We start from the raw sequence: 18,127 nt of genomic DNA on the forward strand, positions 1-18,127 counted from the left end.
CGGGTCGACACAGGGCGCGCGCGGTGCATGATGGCGTTCGACGGTTCTGTCCTGATTGCTGTCGGAGCCCGCACCATGATCGCACTCGCCCTTCTTGCGGCTGCCCTGCCCGCTCCCCTTGCGCCGCTCGCACCCTCGCCCGCGGGCGGCATCTGCTGGGTCCGCGATGTGGTTGCGATCGAGGGCGGGGTGCGGATCTATTTCTCGCGCAAGGGCGGGCCGGGGTTCGTCTCTACGCCGACCGGCTTGTTCCGGCCGGGCGATGCGCCGGTTGATCCAGCGCGGCCGGACGAGGCGGGGGTTGAGGCGAAGCTGGGGGATCGGTTGGCGCCGCAGAACTCGCCGGAGGACGGGTGTTCGCTGGAGGTGGTGACGCGCGACGGGAAGATCGGGGTCGAGGCGAAGGCCTATTTCCATCCGATCGGGTTGCCGTCGGAAACGCGGGTGGAGTTTATCGTGGCTCGGTGAGTGGGTTGGGGGTTTCGCGTGCGTTGAGGGTCGGGCTGGAGCCGCGGCCGACCCACCCCTGGCCCATCACCGGGGATGGGAATCGCATTTGGGGCAAACCAGCTCTGTGCTCCGGCGAAGGCCGGAGCCCAGCTACGGTGGATACGAGGCTTCGCGGAACTCAAGAGGCGTTCCAACTGGGTTCCGGCCTTCGCCGGAACACGGAGATTGCCGATAGACGCGCTCGCAAGATCCAGGTGCGATTGCCTGCTTTTTCAGGGAGGGGAATCCAGCGCGCGCGGTGGGCCGTCTCCCGGCGTTCGCCTGGGGATACCCCCTCTCCACCGCTTTGCGGTCCCCCTCTCCGTCCGGGAGAGGATTTTTGGGGTTGGTTGGGTGGTTGTTTCGTTGGGTTTGCTTTGGGGGACAGGCCCTCCCCTAGCCCCTCCCGCAAAGCGGGAGGGGGATTTGGTTGCGTTTGGGGGGGATGGCGCGTGCTGGCTTTTGGGCCTTTGCTTGGGGGGTACCCCCTCTCCACCGCTTTGCGGTCTCCCTCTCCCGCCGGGAGAGGATTTTTTTGGGTTGGTTGGGGTGGTTGTTTCGTTGGCTTTGCTTTGGGGGACAGGCCCTCCCCTGGCCCCTCCCGCGAGCGGGAGGGGGATTTGGTTTTGCGATCCTTAGGGGTTGGCCTCGGTCTCGGGCTGGCGGTTCTGGGGAACGGTCGGCGGGGACGGGGGTTGGCGCTGTTCACAGGGAGCGCGAATCGATGTTGAGCGATGGGACTGCCACGGTGCTGGCGCGGCTGGGCTTTGCGTGTCGCGGACTGGTCTATGTGCTGGTCGGGTGGCTGGCGGTGCAGACGGCGTTTTCGGGGGGCGATGCGGCGGACAATCAGGGGGCGCTGACGGTGCTGGGCGGCGGGCCGGCGGCGTCGGTGGTGCTGGGCGTCGTGGCGGCCGGGCTGATCGGATATGCGCTGTGGCGCGCGACCGAGGCGGTGGCGGGCGCGCGGGTCGGCATGGATGCGAAGGATGGTCTGAAGCGCGTGGGCCACGGGGTCAGCGCGGTGACGCATCTGTTGCTGGCGTCGAGCGCGGTCGGGCTGGCGCTGCATCCCGGGCGGTCGAACGGGACCTCGCCGGGGGATGAATCGGCGCGCGACTGGACCGCGTGGCTGCTGGAGCAGCCGTTCGGGCCGTGGCTGGTCGGTGCGGTGGCGGTGGCGTTGCTGGTCGGATCGGGGTTGCAGGCGAAGAAGGCGTGGACCGGCAGCTTTGCCGAGGACCTGCGCGGTGACGTGCCGGCGCCCGACTTTGCCCAGACGATCGGGCGGATCGGTTACGGTGCGCGGGCGATGGTGTTCGCGGTGATGAGCCTGTTCTTCTTCCTGGCGGCATGGCGCGCGCGGGCAGCGGAGGCGGGCGGCGTGTCCGACGCGCTGGGCGCGATGCGCGACCAGCCGGGCGGGGTCGCGATCCTGGTGGCGATCGGTATCGGGCTGGCGCTGTTCGGCGTGTTCGGCTTTGTCGAGGCGCGGTATCGGCGGATCCGGGTGAAGCTGCCGGTGTAAGCCCCTGCCCTGCCCCGGCGCTCGGCGCTAGCGCTTGCCGGAGGCGCGGCGCCAGGCGGCCTGGACGCGGTCGTTGAGGCCGGTCATCGCATTGCCGCCGATCAGGCGCAGGCGCGGTTCGGGCATGTCGCTGAGCTCCAACCCCTGGGCCTGGAGCAGCCAGAGGCGGCGGAACTCGCCATCCTCGCGCGCGAGCAGCGCCTGGGGCGCGCCATCCTCGACGATGCGGCCGCGTTCGACCACCAGGACGCGGTCGAACTCGGCGATGGTCGAGAGGCGGTGGGCGACCGCGAGCACGGTGCGACCGACCATCAGCCGTTCGAGCCCCGCCTGGACCGCGAGTTCGGATTCGGTGTCGAGCGCCGAGGTCGCCTCGTCGAGCAGGACGATGCGGGCATCCTTGAGGAAGGCGCGGGCGATGCCGATGCGCTGGCGCTGGCCGCCCGACAGCGAGGTGCCGCGTTCGCCGACGATGCTGTCATAGCCCTCGGGAAGATCGGCGATGAAGTCGGCACAGCCCGCCGCCTCGGCCGCGCGGCGGACCTCTTCGTCGCTGGCATCGGGGCGGGCGAAGCGGATATTGTCCATGACGCTGCGGTGGAACAGCAACACCTCCTGCGGCACCATCGCGATCGCCTGTTTCAGGCTTTCCTGGGTGACGGCGTCGGTCGGCTGGCCGTCGATGAGGATGCGGCCCGAATCGGGGTCGTAGAAGCGCTGGACCAGCTGGAGGATCGACGACTTGCCCGCGCCCGAGGGGCCGACGATGCCGACCTTCTGGCCCGCCGGCACCTCGAAGCTGAGGTCGTGGAGGATCGGGCGGGCCGGGTCGTAGCCGAAGGCGACCGCGTCGAAGCGGACGGTGCCGGGGCCGGGGACGAAGGCGGGGGCGCCCGGCGCATCGGTCAGCGTGTGGGGGACGCCGACGATCTCGAGCGTCTCCTCGAGATAGCTGAACTGCTGGCTGGTATCGATCAGCGCCATGGCGAGGTCGCGCGCGCCGTGGAGCATGCGGAAGGTGAGCGTGACGATGATGACGACGTCGCCGGTGGTGACCGCATGCGCCGACCAGCGGCCGATCGCCCAGACGAGCGTGCCGGCGACCATCACCGCCATGGCGATGTCGTAGAGGCCGCGGACGCGCTCGACGAAGAACCAGCCCTTGCGCTGGGCGACCGCCTCGTCCTTCAGGATGCCGCGCAGCCGGTCGAGCTCGCGCTGGCGGCCGGCAAAGGCCTTGAGCACCCAGATGTTGCCGATCAGGTCGACCAGTTCGCCGCCGACCACGCCCGCCTTTTGCGCAAAGGCGCGGTGGTGGACATGGCCGCGCAGCCCGTGGCGCGCAAGGATCGCGGTGACGATGACGAAGATCGCGGCGAGGATTCCCGCCATGCGCTGATCGATGGCGATGAAGATGACGAGCGCGCCGACAAAGGTGACGAGCGGCGGGGTGACCTCCATGAGCAGCCGGTGGACCAGCGCGCCGAAATTGCCGGCGAGCGAGCCGATGCGGTGGCCAAGCGAGCCGGCGCGCTGCTGCTGGAAGAAGGGCATCTGGTGGCCGGTCAGATAGTCGAACATGTCGAGCCGGATCTGGATGCCCGAGACGACGGTCATGTGGCCGAGAAGGAAGGCGCCGCCGCGCTGCAACAGGCTTTCGGCGACGACCAGGGAGATGAACAGGCCGAGCGCGACATAGACGGCGTGGACCGGACCGCCGGCGAGCGTCATCGCGTCGACCAGCAGCTTCATCGCATACTGGACGCCGATCGCGCTGGCACTGGCGGCGATGACGATGACGCCGAGCAGCAGGAAGCCCAGCGGCCGCGCGGCGACATAATGGATCAGAAACCGGACCGGGCTTTCGAGAAAACGCACTCTACCTGCTCCCAACACCGAACGGGTCATGCTGCGATGCAGCAGATGCGAACCGATGAAAGTGCAAATGGATGCATCGTTTCGCAGGCGGGTTGAAATGAGCGGGATTTGGCCCGCTGTACCTGCGCGATCGGGGGCGCGACGAAAATAATCTGCGCGCCGTGTCCGGTCCCGGCGCGAGCCCCCGTCTCCAGATCGACAACGGGGATGGCGGCCAAAAGGGGTCAGCATTCATCATCGGGCGGGGCCGCGTCGCGTAACCCGCAAGCCGACCAGTTCCCGAACCGTCGACGTGAAAATCGAACCAGAGGAGAACTCGTCATGTCCGTCACTCGTACCACCCGCGCCGCGCTGCGCGGCTTCGCAACCGTATCGCTGGGCACGCTGGCGCTGATGCTCGCCACCGGCCAGGCACAGGCGCAGAACGCCCAGTGCACCGATGCCGCCAACAATCCCGTCGGCACGCTCGCCCCCGGATCGGACGACAATGCCGTGTGCGGCGATGCGAGCGTGAACGGCGATTCGAACGTCGCGATCGGCGAGGCGGCGACCGTCGTCGGATCGGGCAACACCGCGGTCTTCGGGTCGGTCGCGATCGGATATTCGGCGGATGCGACCGCAAGCACCTCGGTCGCGATCGGCGCGGTGACCGAGGCGACCGGCGCAAGCTCGACCGCGATCGGCTTCGGCGCGCGCGCGGTCGGTGTCGAAAGCCTGTCGCTCGGCCTGGTGTCGCAGGCCTTTGGCGACCAGTCGATCGCGATCGGACAGACCAGCGTCGCCTCCGGCGATTCGTCGATCGCGATGGGCCGCGCGGCGAGTGCGCAGGGCAATTTCTCGATGGTGTTCGGCGACGGCGCCAGCTCGCTGTCGGGCGACAGCATCGTCTTTGGCCGCGACGCCTCCGGCCTGGACTATGGCTCGATCGCGATGGGCTATCTCGCCACCGCAGGCAGCCAGTCGATCGCGCTGGGCTTCGGCGCCGACGCGACCGGGGTCAACGGCACCGCGCTCGGCCTACTGGCGGCGGCGACGGGCGACTATACGACGGCGGCGGGATCGAGCGCGCGGGCGGTCGGCAACGGCTCGACCGCGCTGGGCTATGGCACGAGCAGCACCGGCGACGGCGCGGTGGCGCTGGGCGGCGAGATGAACGGCGTCGCGACGCTGACCACCGCAAGCGGGCAGAACAGCGTGGCGGTGGGATCGGCCAGCGTCTCGGCCGGCACCGGATCGATCGCGGTAGGCGCCAACGCCAGCACCGCCGACCTCGACTCGGTTGCGATCGGCTATAACGCAGCGGCGACCGCCTTCAACGCGACGTCGATCGGATCGGGATCGCGCGCCAGCCAGGCGGCGACCGCGATCGGCCAGAATGCGATCGCCAATGCCTTCGGCAGCGTCTCGCTGGGCGTCGCCGCGACCAGCGCCAATCAATATGACGTGTCGCTGGGCTTCCTGGCGTCCGCGTCGGGCGGGCGCGCGATCGCGCTGGGCAACAACTCGGTCGCCAGCGGCGTCCAGTCGGTTGCGATCGGCGGACAGGGCGCGGGCAGCGCAACCGTCGCATCGGGCGCGCGCGCCTTTGCCGGCGGGTCGGGCGCGGCGGCGCAGGCCGATGACAGCGTCGCGCTGGGCGGCAATGCCCAGGTCGGCGCGGCGGCAACCAATGCGGTCGCGCTGGGCGCCAATTCGGTGGCGGACCGCGCGAACAGCGTGTCGGTCGGCGCGGCAGGTGCCGAGCGGCAGGTGACCAATGTCGCGGCGGGGACGCAGGCGACCGACGCGGTCAACGTCGCCCAGCTGAACGCGGTGGCAGCGACCGCCAACACCGCGCTCGCCAATGCAGCGACGGCGCAGACCACCGCCGACAACGCTCTGGCGGCGGCGACCGCGGGCGGCGCGACCGCCAACCAGGCGCTGGTCGCGGCCAATGCGGCGCAAGGCACGGCGAACACCGCACTCGCCAATGCGGCGACCGCGCAGACCGCCGCCAATGCCGCACAGGGCACCGCCAACACCGCGCTGGCCAACGCAGCCACCGCCCAGACGACTGCCGACGCCGCCCAGGCGACCGCGGATGCCGCCGCGGCCAATGGCGCCTATTTCCGCAGCAACATGACCGGTCCGGGGCCGCAGGCGACGGGTGCGAACTCGATCGCGGTGGGCAGCAATTCGGTGGCCGGCGGCGAATCCTCGGTCGCGATCGGCAACGGCGCGCGCGCGGTGAGCGGCCAGGCAGTCTCGATCGGCGCGGGCAACGTCGCCACCGGCAATGGCGCAGTGGCGATCGGCGATCCCAATGTCGCGACCGGCGCCGGCGCGGTGGCGATGGGCCGCAACAACAGCGCGGTCGGACAGGGCGCGGTGGCGCTGGGCAACCAGAGCACCGCAAACGGCGCTTCGGCAGTGGCGCTTGGCGACGGCGCCAATGCCGGCGCGGCGGGCAGCGTTGCGATCGGCCAGGGCGCGGTGGCGACGCGCGCCAACCAGGTCGCGCTGGGGTCGGGCGCGTCGACCTATACCATGGCGGGGATCAACTCGTCGGCAAGCCGGGCGGCGCAGCAGGGTGCGCTGAGCCTGGTGACCAGCGACGCCGCGGGCAACCTCGCCACCGCGACGATCGACGTGACCGAGCTGGCGACCCTGGGCTCGCGCATGACCGCGGCGGAATCGCGGATCGACCTGGGCGCACGCCGCGCCAATGGCGGCATCGCCGCGGCGATGGCGCTGGGCGGCACCACCATCCCCGGTGACATGAACGTCGCGATCTCGTTCAACCTGGCGACCTATCGCGGCGAGCAGGGCTTTTCGGGCGCGGCCGTCGCCCGGGTGAGCGAGCATGTCTGGGTCAGCGGCGGCTTTGCCGGATCGACCGTCAAGGGATCGACCGGCGGGCGTGTCGGCATGACCTTCGGCTGGTAACGCCCCCTCCCCCGGCCGCGCGCGGACTCACTGCGCGCGGCCGGGGATTTTCGACGGATCGGCGGGCGGAAGCGGCGCAAGCGTGAAGCTGTCGATATCGAGCCGGCCGCCCTCAGCGCCGGGATTGTAGCAGGACAGGGCAAGCTGGACGCCCTGGAAGGTGCCGGTGCGCCAGTCGAACATCAGCGGGAAGTCCCCGCCGACTTCGGTCCAGCGCGTGCCGTCGAGGCTGTAGGCGACGCGGCCGAGGCTGGTGGTGAAGTCGGTGTCGGTGCGCAGCCACAGGCGGGTGCCGCGGATCGGGAGCGCAGCCTCGCGCACGGTGACCTTCGGACCCTCGGTGGTCGAGTCGGTCACGCGCATCGTCAGCGCACGGCCACCGCCGGGCTGGCCCAGGACCGAGAGCTGGGCGCTGATCTTGCCGAAGGTGCCGAAGCCGCAGACGTCGCCGGGGCGGATGCCCGCCAGGTCGAGCCGGACGACTGCGCGCGAGGCGGGCCCCTGAGCCTTTTGCGTCAGCGTGTTGCGGGCGAGCCAGATGTTGTCGGCGCGGGTGGCGCGGAGGCGCAGCCAGCCGGGACGCGCCTTCAGCGACCAGCGCGCATCGTCGGGATTGTGGTTCCAGCGCCATTGCAGGCCGAGCGTGGCCGATGAGAAATCGTCCGAGCTGGCGGGTTCGGCGAAGGCGTGGCCGGGGATCGGCTTGGCCGCGCGATCGGGCACGCGGCCGGGGGCGTCGGGGGTGCCCCAGATCGGCCAGTCATCGACCCAGTAGACCGGGCTGATATTGGTCATCCGTCCGATCGCGCCGGCATCGACCATGACGAAGCCGAACCAGCTGCCGTCGGCGAGATCGACCAGCGCACCCTGATGCCCGCCGGTGCGGTCGCGGGTGCTGATCGAGGGGCGCGTCTCCCACGGGCCGGTCAGGCTGCGCGCGCGCGAGATCGTCATCGACAGGCGGCGGGGCACCGCGTTGAACAGATAATAATAGCCGCCGCGCCTCAGCAGGTGCGACCCCTCGGCTCCCTCGACATAATATATGGTGCGGGCGGACTTCACTGCGGTGTAGTCGTCGGTCAGCGTCAGCAGCGTGATCGTGCCGTTCGACCCCTCCGCAGTGGCGATATAGCCGGTGCCATCATCGTCGAAGAACAGGCCGGGATCGAACGCCTCGCGGTCGAGCACGCTATAGGTCCAGGGGCCGGTGATTGCGGGGGCGCGGTAGAGCCGGGTCTTCTGCCCCACCGGCGTGATCGCCAGGAAGAACTGGCCGCGATGGTGGCGCAGGCTGGCGGCGTAGAAGCCGTGGCGATACTCGCCGCCATCCTTCAGGTCGTAGCGCGGATCGCCGTCGAGGTGCGGTTGGACGTTGGTGAGCAGCCGCCAGTTCACCAGGTCGCGCGAATGGAGGATGGCGATTCCCGGCGCGTTCACGAAGGTGGTCGAGACGAAGTAGAAATCCTCGCCGACGCGGATGATGTCGGGATCGGGATAGTCGGCGAACAGCACCGGGTTGCGATAGGTGCCATCGCCCTGGTCCGAGCGCCAGACCTGTGCCGCAGCGGGCGCCGCGAGGGTTGCGGCGAGCGCGAGCGCCCCGATCCTGCACGCGAATCCCGCCCTGCCCTGCCCCATGACATCACTCCCCCGGCCTTTACGTTAGCGCTATCAAAGCAGGTCCGGACGCATTGCGCCAGCGGGTCCAGCAGCGGCGATCAGCGTGGGTTCATCCGCCGATTCCTACGTGATCCACACAGGTTGCGAACTTCGGATCACCGCAAGTTCCGCTCGTATCGTAGGCGGAATCACCCCTTTCGGGGCGATCGTTCATGTGCGCGAAAGCTTGGGCTGAACACCCAAGGCACTCCTTTTGGTGAGGCGCAGCGACGGTTGGACATCCTGGTGATGATGGAGGGGCTTCTCGCCGGCCGGATACGGCGGCTCCGCGACGTCGACCGGACGGCTTGCTGCGATCCCATGAGGACTGGTGTTTATGCGTAAGGAGCAACGCAATGCGTTTCAAATCCAATAGTCCGAAGACCCTGTTGATGCTTGCCATGATGACCGCCCCGGTGGCGGCGATGGCGCAGGCGCAGGAGATGCCGCAGGACCAGGCGGCCCCCGCCGCGGCCGAGGCCGATCCCTCGATCATCGTCAACGGCACGCCGCCGGCCGACCTGACCGGCATGCCCTCCGGCCCCGAGGTGGAAGGCATGATCTCCGCGCGCAAGGACGGCAAGATTCAGGTGACGACCGCCGACGGCACCCGCACCGCGGTGTTCCTGAGCGAGGCGACCCGGATCAAGTCGAAGGGCGGCTTTCTGGGTCTGAGCAGCAACAAGCTGGCGTCGAACCAGCTGCTCAACGGCCTGCCGGTCAGCATCAAGACGGTGCAATGGGCCGACGGGCTGGTGGCCAGCCAGATCGAGCTGAAGAACAAGGACCTGCGCACCGCGTCGATGATCCGCACCGGCACCGAGCAGGGCTTCTCCGAACAGACCGCGGCGACCGAGGCGCTGCGCGGACGCGTGGCGAATATCGACCAGTATAACGTCAAGGGCACGACCAATGTGAACTTCGACGTGGGCAAGGCCACGCTGTCCGAACAGGCCAAGGCCGACCTGTGCACCGCCGCGCACCAGGCCGAGGGCATCGACAACGCGCTGCTGCTGGTCGTCGGCTATACCGACTCCACCGGCGGCGAGGACCTGAACCAGGCGCTGAGCGAGAAGCGCGCGGCGAAGGTGGTCAACTATATCCAGCAGCAGTGCGGGTGGAAGCCGTACCGCATGCTGACCCCGACCGGCATGGCCGAAGCCGACCCGGCCGCGGACAACAGCACCCCCGAGGGCAAGGCCCAGAACCGCCGCGTCGCGGTGAACATCATGGTCAGCAAGGCCGTGGACGGGATGTAAGAGACGCCGGGGGGCGGGTATGTGCCCGCCCCCTGGTTTTTTGCGGTTGAGTTTGGAGCGGGATCCTCCTGCTGGCAAATAGCCAGTTGTCCCGCTACTTACCGCCCAAGTTTTGGTCATTCGGAACCGCTTCGGCGAGCCATAAAGCCTGATGTTCACTCGTGCCGCATTTAAAACTATGACGGGTGGGAAGGGGCCCGACCTCTGACGAGCACGCGGAGTGCTCCCATCCGGGCCACGCCGCGATCCAACGCTTAGAGAAGCCGGCGCTTTTGGCCCTGCTCCCTTTAAGCACGAATGCGGGCCCTACTGGATGCAGCCGAGTCCGATCATCGCGCGCGAGAGTTCTTCTTCGAATTGCCGAAAGGATGCGGACGCTCTTAACCTGTCCAGCCTTTGCCGCTGAGCGATGGCGGGAATTATTTGATGCACGTTTGGCGGCGACCTCCTCCCCCGCACCTCACTAATGGCCCGGTTGAGGGTAGCTTTCGGATCAACAAGTCGCTCAGCCTCGCGCGCATCTGCAGGCAGACCCAGCGCGCCCAAGTCACCGTGGTATCCCAATGCCCCGCCGACTGCTTCCCGGTCAGCAAGCATCCATGCCTCCGTCTCATGACGCGGAGCGATGATCACGCAACGCTCAAGAGGAAACCCGCACAACTCAAAAGCTGCCTGCCGGTACGCTTCAGATCGATGTCCCATATTGGCTTCCAGAGCCCGGCCGCCGGTATCAGCGTGTATGAAGGCGATGTGGAACGCGTCTCGCTCCCGGCACAGTTCCTCCGCGACGTCAGCCACCGCTCTACCGGACTTTCCAAGATCAATCGCTGAAGCGAGAGGTACGGTGACATTGCGAACCCCCCTGGAGCGTACAAGGTCTTCCATCAGAAGGGGAATGACGATGTCAAAGTAAGCTTGATCAGTTGGCCCCTCGTGCATGGCCGCCCAGCTGAGGTAAGTCATGCTGCATCGACAGAGCGTTGCAGGAGCGTTTCAATCTCCGCGCGCACCAAATGACGCTCGGGATCGTAAAGATCTGCCAGCGGTTGAACGCCTGTCCGCATCCGCGTTCGAACAGTTCGCTTCTTTGTTTTAGGCCCGACGATCGAAACAACGTCAGCCGCGACGATTTCATGATCCTTCAGGCAGGCCATGACCTTGGGTGAATGGGTAGCTATCAATACTTGAAAAGATGGAATTTCAGGGTCATCTGAAACAACCGCAGATTGACGCAAAAACTGGACAAGCGCCGGTATACGCCCCTCGTGGACGCCATTTTCTGGCTCTTCGAAGCAAAGAGTCCCTTGCCGATCGGGATCATTGAGAAGGGTTAGCAACGCCAGCAAGCGAAGCGTCCCATCGGAGATAACGCGAGAACTGAACGACAAATCGTCAGTGAAGCAGATGTTATATGCATACTGACGCTGCGCGACATCGCTGAGGCTTTCCAGTCGCGACACTGAGGGGATCAGCGATGCCAAATCAGCTGCAATGTCCGCCAATGCGCCATCGGGCCGGTTTTTACTACCTGTTTCCTCTTTCAGGCGTGCGAGAACTGCCGCCAAGTTTGAAGCGTCTGGCTTGAGGCGAGGCTCCTCAAATCTGTCGTTATCCAACCTCGCAGCTTGCGGATTAATTTCCAGGAAGCTGATATTGGAGAGTGCTTCACGCACCGCATAAAGGTGCGGAAACTCAGCCGTAGTGATCGTCGAAAGAGCGGTGCGGGAAGCCTCTTTCAATGATAGCGTGACAGGCCGACCGTGCTTCTGCCGCCCGTCCTGCCTGACCTCGATTGCATCCTTTTCCTGATTCATTCTTATGAAAGGGGAAACTCGAGTGTAGTTGATCTTGATTGACTTCAGAAAGGCCCGAGCTTTGTCCTCGCTCTTCGGTATCGGCCTACATAACTCTCGAACCACCTGGACCCGCCTAGGCATTCCGTCGCGGCCCATGAGGATGCCTAGTTCAAGCTCGTAACGCAGTCTTTGGGCGGGAACGTCGTACTCGGTGCCGAACGCATCTGACCCCCTCCGGGGAACGAGCACCTCCACGGCGAAGATCATTCTATCTGCCGCACCTTCAGGCGTTCGCCGAAACAATTCCTCCGGCTCACCCCTTAGACCCTGCATTGCATGTCGGATGTCGTACTTTGCCAACAGGGACACAAAGCGCAACGCGTCAAACAGATTGGATTTTCCGCTCGCATTCGGTCCCACGAGCGCGGCGAAAGGTTGAAGATCAACTTCGAAATCTTCAAAGGTCTTGAAGCCGCTTATTTCCAGCCTTGTGATCATTCGACAGTGGTACGATTGAGGCTCTTACAACGCAATGCGGGAGCTCTTCCACCGCAATCACCGCAGGCATACAAACCCGCGCCCCAATTCGAAAAAATCCGCCGTATGTCATTGGTATAAAAAGGTTTTCTTTTGACGGCCTGAACCGGGGGTACAAGCCTGCGATGAGGATTACTAAAAAATCTTTTGGAACACACTCAGGCTGCCGCAGAAGTCAGGAAAATCGGATCTTGGCGGCTCCCCGGATAATTTGAGTGAGCGGCCGCTCGGAACGGTACACCATCCAATAAGTATCAGTCTGCTTACGACAAAGAAGCTGCCTATCGCCACAGTCTGGACCCCTCGGATAAAGGGCACCCGGGGCGAACCCGCTTAACGGGGCATGAAGCCGGTAGGTTGGCCGGCACCGGCCTTCGAAGCCGTGACGAGAAGCGTTCCGGATCAGCTTCTCCCGACCCGACTCGCGCGCCACCACTTGCATTGACAGGATCACCGCGCCTCAACTACAGGCGCGACCGCTCGCACGTCGCGGGCAAGAAGAGGTTGAGACATGACGGACGATAGCCAGCACCGGGAGTGCCGCTGACGTTGCCGTAGAGGCGCGTGGGCGCGCCTCCCTCTTGAACATCCGGCACCAGAGTGCCGGATTTCTGACATCATGAGCCCGTGAAAGCGGCGCGAGGTCTTTGATGGCCCTGCGTTCGGCTGCCCATCTCTCGCATTCGACTGTCGAATGCGGGGCGATGCCGCGCGTCCGTTTCACCTGCTCATGGTCACGCCCATCTTATCTGCGAGAAAGACCATGACCCTTACCCTGCGCAACATCGGCATCATGGCGCATGTCGATGCCGGCAAGACCACGCTGACCGAACGGATGCTGCTGAACACCGGCCGCATCCGCAAGGCTGGCGACGTCCATAGCGGGACCGCCACCACCGACAGCCATGCGCTGGAGAAGCTGCACGGGATCACCATCTCGGCCGCGGCGACATCCTGCACGTGGCGCGATACCCAGCAAGGTCTTCCACAATCCGCCGTTCGTTCGATGACGGCCGATCGTTTCGTGACCGACGCGCGTAACTGCGCTTGTCGAACGAAAAAGGGCAGCGGGTGGGCTGCCCTTAGTCGTTTGCGCTGTCCGATGGATCAGAACTTGAAGTTCGCGCCCGCGCGGAAGGTCCGGCCGATCAGGCCCGGCAGGTGCCACGAGGCCAGATAGTTCGGCTGCGTCGTGTAGAGCGTGTTCGCGTAGAGCGGGGCTCGCGAGTTGGTGACGTTGCCGACGAACATGAAGAAGCTGAACTGGTCGTTGACATCGAACGTCACGTTCAGGTCGGTGTAGACGAACCGGTTGATCTTGCAGAACGAGTTGCCGCCGGCGGCGTCCTTGTAGATCGTCGCGGCGCACGAGGTGTCCAAGTTGCCCTGGTCGGTCGCGACGCCCTTCATGCTTCCCACATAATAGGTCGTCGCGGTCAGCGACGCCGGTCCGATAATCAGCGTGTTCTGCCAGTTGCCGCGCCATTTCGGCGTGCCGCCGCCCGACGAGAGATCCGCCGGTCCGACCGTGCCGGTGAAGCGCTGCACCTTGCCGTCATCGAGGTAGCGGTTAAACTTCAGTGTCGCCTGCAGGTCGAGACGGGTCTCGAACCGCACATTTTCGCTGATGTTGAAGCGCCCGTTGGCCCCGAATTGCAGGCCCGTCGTCACGTCGTAATTCGCGTTGACGTAAGGCGCGTTGACCACGAGCAGACGCGGCAGCGCGTTCAGTGCGAACGGGTCGGCACCGTCGACGACGTTGCACGAATAGCCCTGGATCGCCGCCACCTGCGCACAACCGGCCGCGGCTGCCGCCGATGCCGAGGAGAAGGTCTGGCCCGCCACCGAATAATAGGCGCGGATCGCTTCGCCGGTCTGCGGTCCGGTGACAATCAGGTCGGTCTTCTTGACGTCAAAATAATCGACGGTGAAGCTGACGTTGCGGCTTGGCTCGAAGACCGCACCCACCGTGAAGCTGCGCGACTTCTCCGGCTTGATGTCGGGATTGCCGACATAGCCACGACCAAGCGAGTAGTTGGCGGTGTAGGCCGCATTGGCAGCATGCGCCTGCCGGAATGCGACGGCATCGGGCGACGTGCTCGGGTTGAAACCGACAAAGCCGGAGTAGGAACTGAGCGGGTTGCTCTCCGCAAATGTCGGGGCGCGGAAGCCCTTCGAGAAGGTGCCACGCAGCGAGAGTTGCTCGATCGGCGAGAATTTCGCACCGATCTTCGGCGAGAAACGGCCGAAGCCTTCGGAATAGTCGTCGTAGCGGCCCGAGGCGTTGACCTCGAGCGTGTCGAGGATCGGCGCGCTGATCTCGAAATAACCGGCCCAGACATCACGATTGCCATAGGCCTGCGCGGTCGAAAGTCCCGGGACGTCGAGATTCGGATTGGCGCTGCGGTTGGTCAGCTTTTCCTTACGGTACTGGGCGCCGACTGCGACCTGCATTTCGCCACCCGGCAGCATGAACAGGCCCCGGCTGAGCGACGCGTCGACCGTGGTCTCCTGCGAGTTGGAGAAGGACGTGATCGGCGGCAGCACGGAATCGCGAACGGCCTGCGAATTCTGGCTGGGGTCGACGAAATTGTACGAGCCGGTGTTGATCGCCCGCACCAGGCCGTTCAGGTTGGCGAAGCCGGTCTGGATCAGTTCCAGATCGTCGCGCGAATAGCCGGCCTCGATATTCCACCGCCAGCTATCGCCAATCGTGCCGCGCAGGCCGCCCGTGACGCGATACAGCTCGTTGGTGCGTTCGGATCCCGCCTTCACGTCGCCAAAAGAATAGTAGAGACGCGCCGCACCCGCTGCCGGGTTGTTGGCGAAGGCCGCTGCATAGGGATTGTTCGGGTTCAGCGTGCGACCCGGGGTCGCCGGATTTGCGCAGTTCACGCCCGACGGGCAGATCCACACGGGCAGGACGATGCCGGGGTTCGTCGTCGACGTGGCGGGCGAGCCGCCGAAGGCCTGGTTCTGCCGGACGGCGCGCGGCAGCAGGGTGATGTCGACCTTGTTGTTCGAATAGCTCCCCGCAATATAGCCTTCGACCGCGTCGCTGACGCGGAAGCTGAGGCGAGCGACGGCGGCATAGCGTTCCTGCTTCGGCAGGATCTGCACATATTCGCGGGTCAGATCGTGCGCGCAGGCGGTGCCGACACGAGAAGATGTATTCTCGGAATAGGTCCCGAACCGGCAGTTTGCGAGCGGCGTCAGCGAGTTGAAGATCGCCGGCGTCGTAGCGTTCGCCACGCTGCCCGCCAGAGGATTGTTGAGGTCGGTCTGGGTCACGCGCGTGACGACCGCATCGGGCGTCGCGGTGCCCAGCGTATCATCTGCACGGTTGCTGTCGACACCGCCGATCGCGCGCAGATCCAGCGTGTTGAACGGGAAGCCACGCGAATCCGCCGTGACCCGGCCGCCCTGTTCATATTCGCCGCCGACATAGATGTTCCAGCCGCGGCTGTCATAGTCGCCAAAGCCGGCAAGCAGGCGCGCACGATATTTCTGCCCGTCGCCCTTTTCCGAAACGCCGGCCTCGACCCCGCCTTCGATGCCGACGAACTGCCTGCGCGTGATGATGTTGACCACACCGCCGATCGCATCGGCGCCATAAAGCGATGACGCGCCATCCTTGAGGACCTCGACTCGCTCGACATTAACCTGCGGGATGCTGGCAAGATCGACATAGGAGTTGTGGCCATCGTCGCTGAGCGGGAAGTTCGCCGAGCGCAGCCCATCAACCAGCACGAGAGTCGAGGAAACGCCAAGATTGCGCAGCGATACCGCCGAGCCACCCGCCGAGAACCCGCTGGTGAAGCCGATGCCAATCGATCCCGCGCCATCGGCCGACGCCTGGCGGACGGCATCGGCCATGTTCGTGACGCCGGCGCGATCGAGCGTTTCGGAACTGATGACAGTGACCGGCGATGGGGTGGACGTGTCGGCCCGGCTCAAAAGTGACCCGGTGACCACGATTTCGGTGCCATCATCGGCAACCGGCTGCTCTTCCGACGGCGCCTGCTGCGCGGTCTGAGCCATGGCGGGCGTGGCCCATAGCGCGATACCGCCCAATACGAGCGCGGACGTTGCTGCAGTGCTACGCAGCATTGCGGCCAGTGAACCTGTTTTCATGATAAGCACCCCTGATTGCGGGGCGCCGATCATGTTCGACCTGCACCGCCCCATCTCGAACTGCAACGGCGATGCAATCGGGCGCGGTGACTGTAAAGCCGCCGTGTAACAATATGTTGCTGGACTCTATCGAATTGTTGCGACGTGCCGCATATATGCAACACAGTTCGGGTCAGCGGGTTCGATCGCGCTGCGGCGCTGAGGGACGATGTATGAGCAATGGTGTAGGCGTTAGCCACGCTTCAGCGAGGAAAGCTCGCGGTGGACGGCTGTCGATGATTGCGTCCGCGAAGCGGACTGACCGCTAGCGGCCTTAACCACCAGATCCGGGACCCGGCTGATCCCTAACCGTCCAGCCAACCCGCCGTCATCTCCCCCCGGTGCCCCTCAGGCGCCAGCGCGGCGCGCAGTGCTTCCAGCAAGGGCGGCAGCGACTGGGTGAAGGCGTAGGGCGGGTTGACGATGAACAGGCCCGCGCCGTTATAGATGCCGGGCTGGTCGGCGTCGTACAGCCAATGCTCCACCGACAGGAATTTCGGAATGCCGAGCTGACGCAACTGGCCCTTCCACCGCTCGTGCGTCGCGCGGTCCTTCAGCGGATACCAGATCACGGTCACGCCGTGCGCCCATTTGCGGTGCGCCGCGGCGAGGGTGGCGGTGATGCGGGCGCGCTCGTCGGTCTGTTCGTAGGGCGGGTCGACCACCACCACCCCGCGTGGCGTGCGGGTCGGGAGCAGCGCCAGCCAGAGCTCGTACGCATCGCGCTCATGCACGGCAGCGGGCGTGCCGCGCATCGCGCGGCGCAGGGCATGGGCGTCCTCGGGGTGTTTTTCGTTGAGGATCAGCAGGTCCTGCGGGCGCAGGAGCTGGGCCAAAACCTGGGGCGAGCCGGGATAGAGATGCGGCTCCGCGCCGGCATTCACCGCGCGGACGGCGGCGCGATACGCGTCCAGCAGGGGGTTCGCGTCGGCAAAGGCGCGCAGCACGCCCTGTTCGGCTTCGCCGGTACGCTGCGCCTGATCGCCGCCAAGGTCGTAGAGCCCGCAGCCGGCATGGGTGTCGATCAGAGTCAGCGCGCCCTCCTTCTGCTGCAAGGCGCGGACAAGGGCGATCAGCAGGCTGTGCTTCACGACATCGGCGCTGTTGCCGGCATGGAAGGAATGGCGATAGTTCATCGGGATCCAGAAACGGGCGGAAGGGGTCGAGGCCGCTGTGAGCGATGCCTCAAATCAGCTTTCGCGCCGGGCTGCAACCGGCAGCAGCTGCGGCCTGTTCGCTAATCCCGCCAGACTGGCTAGACCGAGTGAGCGCGCTGCTCGAACTGGCCCGGCGCGATTCCCGCGACGGACCAGTCGCCGATCGACCAGCGGACCAGCCTGAGCGTCGGCAAGCCGACCGCCGCGGTCATCCGGCGCACCTGCCGGTTGCGCCCTTCGCGGATGGTGAGTTTCAGCCAGGCGTCAGGAATGAGCTTGCGCTGGCGGATCGGCGGATCGCGCGGCCACAGGTCGGGCGCGTCGATCCGCTCGACCTCGGCCGGGAGCGTCATGCCGTCGTTGAGCCGGACGCCCTGGCGCAGGCGCTCCAGTTCGGGCGCCTGCGGATCGCCTTCGACCTGGACGAGATAGGTCTTGGGCAGTTTGAAGCGCGGATCGGCAATGCGCGCCTGGAGCCGCCCGTCGTCGCACAGCAGCAGCAGCCCCTCGCTGTCGCGATCGAGCCGGCCGGCGGGATACACGCCCTTCACCGCGATGAAATCCGAAAGGGTCGCGCGGGTCGTCGGCGATCCGCGGTCGGTGAATTGCGACAGGACGCCGAAGGGTTTGTTGAATAGGAGCAGCCGGGCCATGCCGGGCTCATATCGTTCGGCGAGTCAGAGAGCCAGATCGCCGCGGTCGCAGCCGACACGCCGCGCGCGATAT

The 18,127-nt window shown here is 65.9% G+C and carries 11 protein-coding genes and 1 pseudogene; 5 read left to right on the forward strand and 7 right to left on the reverse strand.

The window, feature by feature from the left end; translation table 11 throughout:
- The first annotated feature begins 27 nt into the window (after window positions 1-27).
- Window positions 28-468, forward strand: a complete 441-nt coding sequence (locus tag ACZ1H8_RS05555) for a hypothetical protein (protein WP_465180361.1) — start codon at window positions 28-30, stop codon at window positions 466-468.
- A 745-nt stretch (window positions 469-1,213) separates the two neighbouring features.
- On the forward strand, window positions 1,214-2,017 hold the full coding sequence (locus ACZ1H8_RS05560; RefSeq protein WP_465180362.1) for a DUF1206 domain-containing protein: 804 nt from the start codon (window positions 1,214-1,216) through the stop codon (window positions 2,015-2,017).
- A 27-nt stretch (window positions 2,018-2,044) separates the two neighbouring features.
- Here the strand turns inward: ACZ1H8_RS05560 and ACZ1H8_RS05565 are convergent, their stop codons facing one another.
- Window positions 2,045-3,895 carry an ABC transporter ATP-binding protein gene (locus ACZ1H8_RS05565; protein ID WP_465180363.1) on the reverse strand — a complete coding sequence of 617 codons (1,851 nt, stop codon included), beginning with the start codon at window positions 3,893-3,895 and terminating at the stop codon, window positions 2,045-2,047.
- Window positions 3,896-4,216: 321 nt separating this feature from the next.
- Here ACZ1H8_RS05565 and ACZ1H8_RS05570 point away from each other — a divergent pair, with 321 nt between their 5' ends.
- Complete coding sequence (locus ACZ1H8_RS05570) at window positions 4,217-6,820, forward strand: YadA family autotransporter adhesin (RefSeq protein ID WP_465180364.1); 2,604 nt, start codon at window positions 4,217-4,219, stop codon at window positions 6,818-6,820.
- Window positions 6,821-6,847: 27 nt separating this feature from the next.
- On the opposite strand, the gene ACZ1H8_RS05575 is transcribed toward ACZ1H8_RS05570, so the two are convergent.
- The gene (locus ACZ1H8_RS05575; RefSeq protein WP_465180365.1) at window positions 6,848-8,458 is read right to left on the reverse strand and encodes a glycoside hydrolase family 43 protein; all 1,611 of its coding nucleotides are present in this window, start codon (window positions 8,456-8,458) and stop codon (window positions 6,848-6,850) included.
- A 377-nt stretch (window positions 8,459-8,835) separates the two neighbouring features.
- Between ACZ1H8_RS05575 and ACZ1H8_RS05580 the strand changes: the two genes are divergently transcribed.
- Entirely contained in the window at window positions 8,836-9,738 is a 903-nt protein-coding gene (locus ACZ1H8_RS05580) for an OmpA family protein (protein WP_465180366.1), read from the forward strand.
- Between the two features lie 306 nt (window positions 9,739-10,044).
- On the opposite strand, the gene ACZ1H8_RS05585 is transcribed toward ACZ1H8_RS05580, so the two are convergent.
- A complete protein-coding gene (locus tag ACZ1H8_RS05585; protein WP_465180367.1) occupies window positions 10,045-10,701 on the reverse strand; it encodes a hypothetical protein in 657 nt (218 codons plus the stop codon).
- Entirely contained in the window at window positions 10,698-12,032 is a 1,335-nt protein-coding gene (locus ACZ1H8_RS05590) for an AAA family ATPase (protein ID WP_465180368.1), read from the reverse strand. Before ACZ1H8_RS05590 ends, ACZ1H8_RS05585 begins: the two co-directional genes overlap by 4 nt.
- Window positions 12,033-12,834: 802 nt before the next feature.
- Between ACZ1H8_RS05590 and ACZ1H8_RS05595 the strand changes: the two are divergent.
- Window positions 12,835-13,038, forward strand: a pseudogene (locus ACZ1H8_RS05595) (GTP-binding protein); the annotation flags it as partial.
- A gap of 140 nt (window positions 13,039-13,178) precedes the next feature.
- On the opposite strand, the gene ACZ1H8_RS05600 reads toward ACZ1H8_RS05595, so the two are convergent.
- From ACZ1H8_RS05600 to ACZ1H8_RS05610, 3 genes are all read right to left on the reverse strand, one after another.
- On the reverse strand, window positions 13,179-16,205 hold the full coding sequence (locus ACZ1H8_RS05600; protein ID WP_465180369.1) for a TonB-dependent receptor plug domain-containing protein: 3,027 nt from the start codon (window positions 16,203-16,205) through the stop codon (window positions 13,179-13,181).
- A 344-nt stretch (window positions 16,206-16,549) separates the two neighbouring features.
- The gene (locus ACZ1H8_RS05605) at window positions 16,550-17,380 is read right to left on the reverse strand and encodes a 23S rRNA (adenine(2030)-N(6))-methyltransferase RlmJ (RefSeq protein ID WP_465180370.1); all 831 of its coding nucleotides are present in this window, start codon (window positions 17,378-17,380) and stop codon (window positions 16,550-16,552) included.
- Between the two features lie 119 nt (window positions 17,381-17,499).
- Window positions 17,500-18,054, reverse strand: a complete 555-nt coding sequence (locus ACZ1H8_RS05610) for a pseudouridine synthase (RefSeq protein ID WP_465180371.1) — start codon at window positions 18,052-18,054, stop codon at window positions 17,500-17,502.
- Window positions 18,055-18,127 lie beyond the last annotated feature (73 nt).

This window comes from Sphingomonas sp. BL-S-25 (genome assembly GCF_055521555.1).